General features: G+C 56.1%; 7 protein-coding genes, 1 other RNA gene and 1 pseudogene. All 9 read right to left on the bottom strand.

Features of this window, described 5'->3' with window-relative positions:
- Window positions 1-183 precede the first annotated feature (183 nt).
- Window positions 184-532: a transfer-messenger RNA gene (gene ssrA, locus CVT63_01925) on the bottom strand.
- A 40-nt stretch (window positions 533-572) separates the two neighbouring features.
- A complete protein-coding gene (locus CVT63_01920; GenBank protein ID PKQ28626.1) occupies window positions 573-1,076 on the bottom strand; it encodes an SsrA-binding protein in 504 nt (167 codons plus the stop codon).
- A gap of 167 nt (window positions 1,077-1,243) precedes the next feature.
- The gene (locus CVT63_01915) at window positions 1,244-2,611 is read right to left on the bottom strand and encodes a hypothetical protein (GenBank protein ID PKQ28625.1); all 1,368 of its coding nucleotides are present in this window, start codon (window positions 2,609-2,611) and stop codon (window positions 1,244-1,246) included.
- Window positions 2,612-2,901: 290 nt separating this feature from the next.
- The gene (locus CVT63_01910) at window positions 2,902-3,804 is read right to left on the bottom strand and encodes a hypothetical protein (protein ID PKQ28624.1); all 903 of its coding nucleotides are present in this window, start codon (window positions 3,802-3,804) and stop codon (window positions 2,902-2,904) included.
- A complete protein-coding gene (gene ftsE, locus CVT63_01905; protein ID PKQ28630.1) occupies window positions 3,794-4,480 on the bottom strand; it encodes a cell division ATP-binding protein FtsE in 687 nt (228 codons plus the stop codon). The genes CVT63_01910 and ftsE overlap by 11 nt, the downstream gene beginning before the upstream one ends.
- A 69-nt stretch (window positions 4,481-4,549) precedes the next feature.
- Window positions 4,550-5,326, bottom strand: a complete 777-nt coding sequence (locus tag CVT63_01900) for a phosphatase (protein ID PKQ28623.1) — start codon at window positions 5,324-5,326, stop codon at window positions 4,550-4,552.
- A pseudogene (locus tag CVT63_01895) lies at window positions 5,298-6,444 on the bottom strand (peptide chain release factor 2). The gene CVT63_01900 and the pseudogene CVT63_01895 overlap by 29 nt, the downstream one beginning before the upstream one ends.
- Before the next feature lie 159 nt (window positions 6,445-6,603).
- On the bottom strand, window positions 6,604-9,111 hold the full coding sequence (locus tag CVT63_01890; protein ID PKQ28622.1) for a preprotein translocase subunit SecA: 2,508 nt from the start codon (window positions 9,109-9,111) through the stop codon (window positions 6,604-6,606).
- A complete protein-coding gene (locus tag CVT63_01885; protein PKQ28621.1) occupies window positions 9,111-10,619 on the bottom strand; it encodes a hypothetical protein in 1,509 nt (502 codons plus the stop codon). The genes CVT63_01890 and CVT63_01885 overlap by 1 nt, the downstream gene beginning before the upstream one ends.
- Window positions 10,620-10,651: the final 32 nt, after the last annotated feature.

The following is a 10,651-nucleotide window of genomic DNA, read 5'->3' as shown; positions in this document are numbered from 1 at the left end:
TATGGTCAATGATCGAACACGGAAGGGAGTATGAACTTCGGGAAAACACATAAATCCTCTTGAAAATTCGGGAAGAATGTTCAGGCACCGTCTACCGCTGCGCGGTAGACGTTGCCAGACCCCTCTACGCAGTAAAGGTAGACGGAGAGGTAGACGGTGCCTGACCCCTGGTCTGGTCTTAGTTGGTGGAGGCGGCGGGAGTCGAACCCGCGTCCAGAAGCGCTTCAACGACAGAGTCTACGAGCGTATCCCGCGGTTTAAGTTTCGCTCGAGGCTCGGCCCGCGGGAGGCCTCGCCTTTAGCCAGTTCCAGAAAATTTAACCCCGTTGCCGTCGGAACCCCGGCGAAGGGCTGTCCTGCTAACGTCGCCTTACCCGGGGCCGCAGGCCTCACCCGGGGGACGTGACTACTGTTTAAGCAGCCAGTGCCATTTCAGAATTGGCGTTTAGTTTTTTTCCAACAGTTTTGCGAGTTATTGGAGCTCGGCCCGCACTATCGCCTCCTTCGGTTCTGTCGAAACCTTGTCGCCCCCACATCTTTCCAGTGAACAGGCTTCAGCCTGGCCACACGCTTTATCCGTCGCTGGATGTTGTCCTGACAGTGCGGACTTTCCTTCTCTGCGCCCTGTCTATCTCGCGAGCCGCGTCACGCCGGGCTATCTCGCGCCTCTTGTCGTACTGGCGCCGCCCACGGGCAAGCCCCAGTTCCAGTTTTGCCTTGCCATCTTTAATATACAACCTCAACGGGATCAGAGTATAGCCTTTCTCGGCGATCTTGCCGGTCAAACGCTCTATCTCCCCCCTGTGGAGCAGGAGCTTGCGCGTCCTCATCGGATCGTGCCCGAAACAGGACGCCTGCGCGTACGGCGAGATGTTCATCCCGTGAACAAAAGCCTCCCCGCCCTCGATCGCCGCGTACGAATCGACCAGCGTCGCCCGTCCTCTGCGGATAGACTTGATCTCACTACCCGTCAGAACCAGGCCCGCCTCGAGCTTGTCCTCGACCTGGTAATCCCGCAAGGCCTTGCGATTTGTGGACTTGACCTGGTTGGCCATCCGATCATCATTTTTGGACATAAGATGAGTATAACACCTGAGTATAACACCGGGCGATGACACCACAGGATATGGGGCATAATGGGGTCAAACCAAATTATGCGTTTTTAAGTAAAGCGAGGGGTGTTTTCCTCGACCGACGTCTCAAGTCCGCGAGCGGAGGGCGGGGGAAACATCCCGAACCTCCTTCAGGCCGCGATCGGCAACGTTTCCGGCAGGAGGCTTATCGGCGGTTTCCCTTCAATCATGTTCTCGAGAGCCTGTTTGGCCTTATCGAACTGGGCTGCTTCCTCTTTAGCCTGATCACTCTTGTCTTCGACGACCACATGCGGCTGAATCCCCTTGCCATCTATCGACTCGCCTTTTGGCAAATAGTAAAGCGATATAGTAAGCTTGACCGCGCTTCCGTCGCCTAACGCGAACACTTTCTGCACCGATCCTTTGCCGTACGTCCTGATTCCTACAAGCACGGCCCGTTCCCTGTCCTTGAGCGCCCCTGCCACAATCTCGGAGGAGCTGGCGCTGCCCCCGTTCACGAGCACCACGAGCGGCCTGGCAGTCTCGACCCCACCCGAAGCCTTCTCGTTTACCTTTTTATTACCCTTGGTCTGGTAGGAAACGATGACTCCATCGGGGACAAACACGCTGGAAACCTGAACAGCCTCGTCCAGAAGGCCGCCGGGATTGTTTCGCAAGTCAAGAATAAAGCCTTGAGCGCCCCTGGCCTGAAGATCCTTCACCACCGCGCGCACTTTCCGGCCTACGCCCCTGTTGAACTCGAAAAGTCTAATCACTCCGTACTTGCCGTCAACCAAATCTGACTCAAAGTCGGGAATCTGTATTTTCTTCCTGGTTATCACGAAGTTCAGTGTCTTGCCGCCACGTTCGATTTCGATCTTCACCTTTGTGCCTTGCCTGCCCCTGATGTGAAGAACCACGTTGTCCAATCTCTTGCCCTTTGTGTCCATACCATCGACCGACATGATAATATCAGCGGACTTCACGCTCGCCTTATCGCTCGGCGACCCCTTGATGACAGAGACGACCTTTGGCCTGCCCTTGTACATTCGAAGGGTAAACCCGACACCGAAGAAAGACCCGCTCAGATCCTGCTCCATTCGCTTGTTTTCATTTGGGGTCATGTAATTACTGTGTGGATCGCCAAGCGCCTTGATAAGAGCATTCACCCCCACGCCGGTCAACCTGGCGAACGAGGTCACCCCTTTCTTTTTCTCTTTCTCTACCGCCACGCTCGCCGCCGCCTCAATCCTGGTTTCGTCATACGGCTTGAGATAGTAGCTCTTGATGTCAAACATAGCGTTCGTGTAAGCGGACTGCTCCCGGAGATCAAACGAGAAAGCTTTTTTCCTGGCTAGAGCTCTATTGATGACAAGGCCGATGCCTGTGAGCGCTCCAGCCGCAATCAGAACGACCAGAATGCCTGTTGCTATTACACTGGATCGCGAAAGGCGTTTTCTTAGAGCGGGCGGAGAAGGCGGTGCCAACAACGGCGGCGGCCGCTGGTATTGTGGTGTGTTTCCTTGTTCTTCGTCCAAGTTGACTCCTCATTTAACTTTTGGGGGTCAGGTCTTTTTTTAAAGCTTAAGAGGGGTCTGGCAACGTCAACCGCTTTAGCGGTGGACGGTGCCTGACCCCTCTGGACGGGCCAGTGACTTTAAAAAAAGACCTGCTCCGAAAATAAACCCCGTTCAGGCTACCACTATACCCCTCACCCCAACCCTCTCCCCACCCCACGCGCTTTGCGCGCGGTGACCCCGGGCGAGGGGGCACGGACAGCGGTGGCGCGTCCGCGCGCCATGGGGGACTGATCCCCAAAAGTTAAGTGTTATACCTCTATGAACTTTCTAAGGGCCAGTGCGCTGCCCACGGCGCCCATCACGATCCCAATGATGACGAGCGCAAACGAAAGAAGCGCAAGGTAACCACTGGACACCAGGTTGACATTCTCCGACGCGGCTTCGAGCTTTGTGATGAACCATGAGTGGACCAGCAGGGTCCCGATAATCCCCACAATCGCGCCGAAAAACCCTTCGGCCACCCCCTCCATCATGAACGGCCAACGGATGAACCAGTTGGTCGCGCCAACCAGCTTCATGATGCCGATCTCCGCGCGCCGGGAATAGATCGCCATCCTGATGGTAATTGACACGAGAGCCACGGAAACCAGGCCGAACGCGACCACGATCACAAAGCCGAACTTCTGAACGGCCCCGGTGATCCGCAATACTTTGTTTACCACGTCCCGCGGGTTCTTGATCTCTTTCTTGCCGGCCTCGTCAACACTAACCTCCGGACGGCTTTCGATATTCTTTGCGACCACACTGTTGAACTTCGGATCCGTCATTCGCACCTTGAACTCGGCGGGCAGGGGGTTGCCCTCTATCTCGTCAAGGAGCGTCTTCTCATCCTTGTACATTTTCCTGAACTCCTCGAGCGCGGCCTCCTTGGAAATATACTCAACGCTTTTGACCTCAGGCATCTTTCGAATGAACGCCTCCACGCTGGCGCGCTCCTCCATGGTAACGTTGTCCTTGAGGAAAACCCTGATCTCGTCAACGCGCTCCTTCATATTGGCGGCCAGGCCGTTGCCGGCGTGCACGGACATCCCTACGATCCCGAGAATCAGCAGTGAAAGGCTTGTCACCATAACGGCGGCGGCCGTCAGCGCCATGTTGTGCTTCATGGAGGAGCCGGATTCCCTCATGAAGTACATGAAATTAATTGCCATAACCGTACACCCCCCGGGCCTGGTCGCGGATAACCCGCCCGTCGCGGAGTTCGACCACCCTTTTCTTGAAGGTGTTGACGATGTCCTGGTCGTGCGTGGCCATGATCACGGTGGTGCCCGTGTTGTTGATTCGTTCGAGAAGTTTGACAATGCCGATGGACATCGACGGATCCAGGTTCCCCGTCGGCTCATCCGCGAGCAGAATAGGCGGGCGATTCACGAACGCCCTTGCGATCGAAACACGCTGTTGCTCACCGCCTGACATCTCATCAGGGTAGGATTCAAGCTTGTGGCTCAACCCAACGAGCCGCAGCACCTCCGGCACGTACGACTCGATTATCCTGCGGGGCCTGCCGGTGACCTCCAGCGCGTAAGCGACGTTCTCGTAGATAGTCTTATTGGGCAGAAGCTTGTAATCCTGGAAAACGCACCCCACTTTGCGGCGGAGGTACGGGGTCTTCCACTTTTTGATTTCCGCCAAATTCGTGTCGGCGATGTATATCTGTCCGCTCGTCGGCTCTTCTTCCTTCAACATGAGCTTGATGAAAGTGGATTTGCCGGAGCCGCTCGGCCCCACCAGGAACACAAACTCCTTTTTCTCTATATCCACGGTCACGTCGTCCAGAGCGTATACGTTGCCCTGGTACACCTTCGACAGCCGTCTGAACTTGATCAAAAAAAACATCCCTTTCGACTTTGAGACTACGACAAATCAACCCTCTTTTTCAGACTACTTATACTTAACCTACTGGAACAGTATTTCCTTCTTGCCGCGCAGGGAGAAGAACTCCAGCAGGGAGGATGCGTCCCTGTTCACTATCCGCTCATCAGGCAGGCCGACCTCATCGACTAGGTTGAGCGCGTGGTCGAAAATCCCGACAAGCGAAGCGTCGTGCGCGTCGCTGCCTATGCATACACACGCATCCGCTTTTTTTGCCTCATCAAGTATCACGCGACAGTTGTCAAGGCTCCCCTTGCGAATATACGTCAATGAAGAATTATTGATCTCTATCAGTACACCTTTCGACGCCGCGGCGCGGACAACGGCGCCGTAGTTCAACGGATATAGCGGATTGCCCGGATGCGCCAGGACATCGACCTTGCCGCTTTCGACCACGGCAAGAACAGCGCGTGTGTTGTCCTCAACGGAGTTCCCTTCATAGCCTGTCAGCGGGTGAATGCCGGCGTGTACGATATCAAGCGAATCGAGCGCGCGATCGTGGAGATCGAGGGTTCCATCCGTGTCTATGATGTTGCACTCGGCGCCACGCAGCACCTTCACGCCTGAAAGCACGCGGGGCATCACGACCATGTTCGTGAAGTAGTAGATGTGGGCGCCCCCCGGCATGGCCGGACCATGGTCAGTCACCGCGATCATCTCGAGTCCGCGGGCCGCCGCCTCTTTGCAAATTTCTCTCACGGTCGAAAAGCCGTGCCCGCTGGAAATGGTGTGAACGTGAAAGTCGGTCTTGATCCTGAGCTCATCAGGCGACTTATTTGCCACGGTCACCGCCATGCTCATGGCCGGCGCTCTCCGCTTCCTGCTTCTTCCTCCAGCGGAGGCACTCTTGAATGTAGCAATCTATCTCCCCGTCCATAACCGCCTGAATATTGCCGGTCTCCACGCCCGTGCGGTGATCCTTCACCATCTGATACGGCGCGAAGACGTACGAGCGTATCTGGCTCCCCCACGCGATATCCATTTGCTCACCGCGCATATCCTCGATCTCCCGCATTTTTTCGCGTTGCGCGATATCGTACAGCCGTGATTTCAAAATATTCATCGCGGTCGCCTTGTTGCTTATCTGCGAACGCTCGTTCTGGCACTGAACAGTAACGCCAGTCGGAATGTGCGTGATGCGCACGGCGGAGTCGGTAACGTTCACGTGCTGTCCGCCTGCGCCCGACGAGTGATACGTGTCGATGCGCAGATCCCCGGTGTCGATCTCGATGTCCAGCTCTTCGGCAACTTCAGGTATGACGTCAAGCGACACAAAAGAGGTGTGGCGCCTCTTCGCGGAATCGAAGGGCGAGATGCGCACCAGTCTGTGAACGCCCTTCTCACACAACATATAACCGCAAGCGTATTCGCCACGAACAGTGAAAGTCACACTCTTGACGCCGGCTCCATCGCCCGGCTGCACGTCATTGAGATCAACTTTGAACCCGCTGCGTTCGGCCCAGCGAAGGTACATCCTCATGAGCATCTCGGCCCAATCCTGTGACTCGAGCCCGCCGGCGCCCGGGTGTAGCGAGACAATCGCGTCATTGTAGTCGAACTTACCCTGAAGGAGCGTGGTTAATTCAATAGAGGCGATTTCCGCGTCAAGAAATTCCAGTCCACTGACAATCTCTGTCTCGAAGGACGCGTCCTGCTCCTCGATCCCGAGACGGTTCATCTCGTCCAGCTCGGACACGTGACTCATGATGCGGTCGAACATAGACACCCGATTCTCCAGCCGGGAAATCAGCGCCATGATCTTCTTTGCCTTCTCCTGGCTATCCCAGAACGCCGGGGCAACCGTTTCTTTCTTGAGATTCTCTAGCTCGGCGCGCGATTTAACAACTTCAAAGATAATCACTGATTTTCAAAAGCGCGCGCCGGTAGGCCTCTATGCGGTCTGCGTAATCGGTCACCATCCAGCTACCCCTTTCTTTTTATTCGACTTAACTTTTGGGGTCAGGTCTTTTTTTTAAAGTCGATCGTCCGTCCAGAGGGGTCAGGCGCCGTCTACCGCTAAAGCGGTAGACGTTGCCAGACCCCTCTTAAACTTTAAAAAAAAGACCTGACCCCAAAAGTTAAGTCGTGCCACAACATCTCTTGTACTTTTTTCCGCTGCCGCAGGGGCAAAGCGCGTTGCGGCCCACCTTATCGCTGTGCAGCGGCTGTGCAGCGGCAACAGGCTGATCTCCGGGGCCGCTCTCAAAGACCCGCCGTGGCGCCCTCTCGTGCTCGATTTCGGCGGCATGCGCATGAAAAATATATTTCGAGAACTCCTCCTTGATGGACTGGAGCATCGACACAAACATGTCATAAGCTTCCACCTGGTACTCGATCAGCGGGTCACGGCCCGCCATCCCACGCAGGCCGATGCCCTCCTGCAGGTAATCAAGCGCGTAAAGGTGTTCACGCCACTTATTGTCCACGACCTCCAGCATGATCATGCGCTCGATCGCACGCATGGTCTCACCACCGAACTCCTCTTCTCTCTCATTGTAAACTCTTTCGGCGTCCTCAAATAGCTCTTCGCGCAACTCCTCCTGTGTGAGCGATTCGAATTCAAAGCTCTCCGCTGAAACGCTCGTGGGAAAAATCTGGGAAAGATAAGCGAACATTCCATCGAGATCCCACTCCTCGGGAAAGACCTGCGGGTTTGTGAAAGCCCCGATAGCCGACTCAACAGTCTCCTCGACCCATTGTCGCGCCACAGACCCGAAATCCGCGCCCTCGAGCAACTCCTTGCGTTCCTTGTAGATAACTTCTCGCTGCTTGTTCATTACGTCATCGTACTTGAGCAGGTTCTTGCGCATCTCGAAGTTCTGCGATTCGACCTGCTTTTGCGCCGATTCAATCGCCTTTGAAATCATCCGGTGCTCGATAGGAACATCCTCCGGGAAGTGAAAGCGCTCCATGATGCTCCCGATAGCGGACGACGCGAACCGGCGCATGAGATCATCCTCGAGCGACAGATAAAACCTCGAGACGCCGGGATCTCCCTGGCGCCCGGAGCGGCCGCGCAACTGGTTGTCTATGCGCCGTGACTCGTGACGCTCCGTGCCGATTATCTTCAAACCGCCGACTTCGACAACTCCCCGGCCGAGCTTGATGTCGGTGCCGCGACCCGCCATGTTCGTGGCGATAGTCACCGCGCCGCTCTCGCCGGCCAGCGCGATGATCTCGGCCTCGCGCTCGTGCTGCTTCGCGTTCAGCACCTCGTGTTCCACGCCCCGCCGCGCAAGCATCTTAGAGAGGCGTTCAGATTTTTCGATAGAGACAGTGCCGACCAGCACCGGTTGTCCCTTCTCACAACACTCGATTACATCCTCTACAACCGCGTTAAACTTGGCGTTCTCGGTCTTGTAAATGAAATCGGGCATGTCTTTACGGATCATAGTCTTATTGGTCGGTATCTCAACCGTCTCGAGCTTGTACGTGTGTTGAAACTCGTCGGCCTCCGTAGTGGCGGTGCCTGTCATGCCGGCGAGCTTGTCGTACATCCTGAAATAGTTCTGGAAGGTGATAGTCGCGAGCGTCTGGTTCTCTTCCCTGATGCGAATAGCCTCTTTAGCTTCAATGGCCTGATGGATACCGTCCGAGTAACGCCTGCCGATCATCAATCGCCCGGTGAATTCGTCAACTATCAGCGCCTCGCCGTCCTTGATAATGTAATCCACCTCGTTCCGGAAAAGCTCCTTGGCCTTGACCGCCGCTTCCAGGTGGTGAACGAAGTCGGATTGGACGTTATCGTATAAATTTTCCACGCCCAGGAACTGCTCTACCCGCGCGACTCCGTCCTCCGTCACCGAGACCGTGCGGGACTTCTCATCGACCTCATAATCCTCGCCCTTCCTGAGCTTCTTCGCGATCTGGGCGAACTGTTTGTAATACTGAACCGACTCGGTCGCCGCGCCGCTTATGATTAGAGGTGTGCGCGCCTCGTCGACAAGAATGCTGTCCACTTCGTCCACGATAGCGTAGTGGTATCCGCGCTGAACATGATCCTGGACGTCAATGACCATGTTGTCACGGAGGTAGTCGAAGCCAAACTCGTTGTTGGTTCCAAAAGTGACGTCCGCGCCGTAAGCTACGCGACGTTCCGGTGGATCCATCTGCGCCTGGATTAGCCCGACTTCCATGCCAAGGAAGCGGTATATTCCTGCCATCCACTCGCTATCCCGACGCGCCAGGTAATCGTTCACGGTCACTACATGGATGCCCTCGCCATCAAGATGGTTCAGGTAAACAGGAAGTGTCGCGACAAGGGTCTTGCCTTCCCCTGTCTTCATCTCGGCTATCCTGCCGTGATGCAGAACAACCCCGCCCATGATCTGGACGTCGAAGTGGCGTTCACCAAGCTTGCGGCGCGCGGCCTCGCGCACAACAGCGAACGCCTCGGGCAACATATCCTCAAGGCCCTCGCCCTGCTCGTGCCTTTGCTTGAACTCCGGGGTCTTCGCCGCCAGTTCCTCGTCGGACAGCTTCTTTACATCAGGTTCCAGTTCATTGACCCGGGAGACAGCCGCCTCGAGTTCCTTGGTCTTTTTGGCTTCCCCAAAACGGAGAGCTTTCTGGACTCCCTTCAACATTACTGTTCCGCTGGCGATCTTGAAAGCACGCGAGATATCGCCCTCAGCACCTTACTGTCATACTTTACACCGCGCTCGAGGTTCATCTCGGTCAGAATCTCGCTTTCTGAAAGCGGCGCCCTGGACTCGCTCCCCTGAACCAGAAACTCAAAGTCATCCACCGCGCGAAGGATACCGGCCCCAATGCTGACAACTCGCCTCTTGTCCACGTTGGTCACCCTGTCGCGCAGATCTTCCCGCCCGCCCAGTATCTCCGCGGCGACATCCAGATAATCGACTTTCCCAACTATGTCCACGCCCCCGGTAATAACCCCTTCGACTTCGGTGAGTTGCCTCTGGTACGGGTCGTGGGATCCCTGCCTGGTTATGACCCCGATGTCGTGCAGGTACGCAGCAAACTCAACCTGTTGCATATCCTCCGGCGAGAGTCCAAGCTCGTGCGCGACATCCACCGACAGCCGGGCCACGCGATCGGCGTGTCCGATTGTCAGCATCCCCGTCTCCTCGGGAATCGCTGAAAGAACACGAATAGTTTCGAGCAAATACTGGTCAGTGGCTGCGACCTGATTGTGCGCATACATAAATATCAGCAACAACGGCAGGCATATCAACAACGACCACATCCCGATGCCCACGAACACCAGTCCCATGAACACTCCGGTGAATACGATAATCCAAAATGGGAGCCACGACTTGCGCATCGTGCTCTGGAAATACACCACGGCCGGAAACGCCCCTTCAGACGAAAGGACGTATGATTCCCGGGCGAGATACATCAAATAAATCAGGCATGCGCATACCGTCGCGGCGACCAGTACGGCAGGCGTGTAGTGCCCATGGAGCTCCGGCTTCTTTGGAAGTATTTTGATGAGCGCAAAAAAGACCAGGGCGGCCAGGCCCACGCCCGATAAGTCCAGCAGCCGGCCAAGGATATCCTCCTTGGAAAGTTTGCCCATCGCGCGCGTAATAAGTGTCACGATGACGCCGAGCAGAAATACCCACACGACCTGGGCGCAACCCGAGCCGGTTATCTTCGCGTAGGGAACATCAGGCAGGTTCACCGGCAACGCTATGAGAGCCGCCAGCAGAGGCGCCAGGCCAAGGTTGATCTTGCCTCCACCCTTGAGCTTCAGATCAAAGTGCGCCGCCACTGTGAATACCACTATGAAGAATACGAAGTTGCTGAAGTCTATGTCGCCCGGGTGGGTCTTGATGATAGTCACTACCACGGTGACGACGGCCACCGTTATGATGAGCAGCATCAAGATCGGAAACCCGCCACTGATCGGCGGGCGTCCCCTGGAGGCGCGCTCCCTGGTGGGGGGCTTCCGCACGTGACCCCTGACCTCGTGCTCCTCACATTCGGACACCGATTCTCCTGCCCGCGACTTGCGACTGGCGGGCGCTTGTTCTGAAACTACAAAACCTTCTTCCACTGCCGGCGTCGCGTCCTCCCTCCCGCTCCCGTCCTCTCGACTTTCCGCGGCGCTTCCGGCAAGCAACGCCACGTCCTCTATCTCCTCGAAAGAAGAAGACGCGC

Source organism: Candidatus Anoxymicrobium japonicum (assembly GCA_002843005.1).
Taxonomy (GTDB): domain Bacteria; phylum Actinomycetota; class Geothermincolia; order Fen-727; family Anoxymicrobiaceae; genus Anoxymicrobium; species Anoxymicrobium japonicum.
Note: the sequence above shows the minus strand (reverse complement) of the source record. Positions and strands in the feature narration are given on the sequence as shown.

Coding starts and splice junctions, on each gene's coding strand:
- CVT63_01920 (PKQ28626.1), bottom strand. CDS start 1,076: ATGTCCAAAAATGATGATCGGATGGCCAACCAGGTCAAGTCCACAAAT.
- CVT63_01910 (PKQ28624.1), bottom strand. CDS start 3,804: ATGGCAATTAATTTCATGTACTTCATGAGGGAATCCGGCTCCTCCATG.
- CVT63_01900 (PKQ28623.1), bottom strand. CDS start 5,326: ATGAGCATGGCGGTGACCGTGGCAAATAAGTCGCCTGATGAGCTCAGG.
- CVT63_01890 (PKQ28622.1), bottom strand. CDS start 9,111: ATGTTGAAGGGAGTCCAGAAAGCTCTCCGTTTTGGGGAAGCCAAAAAG.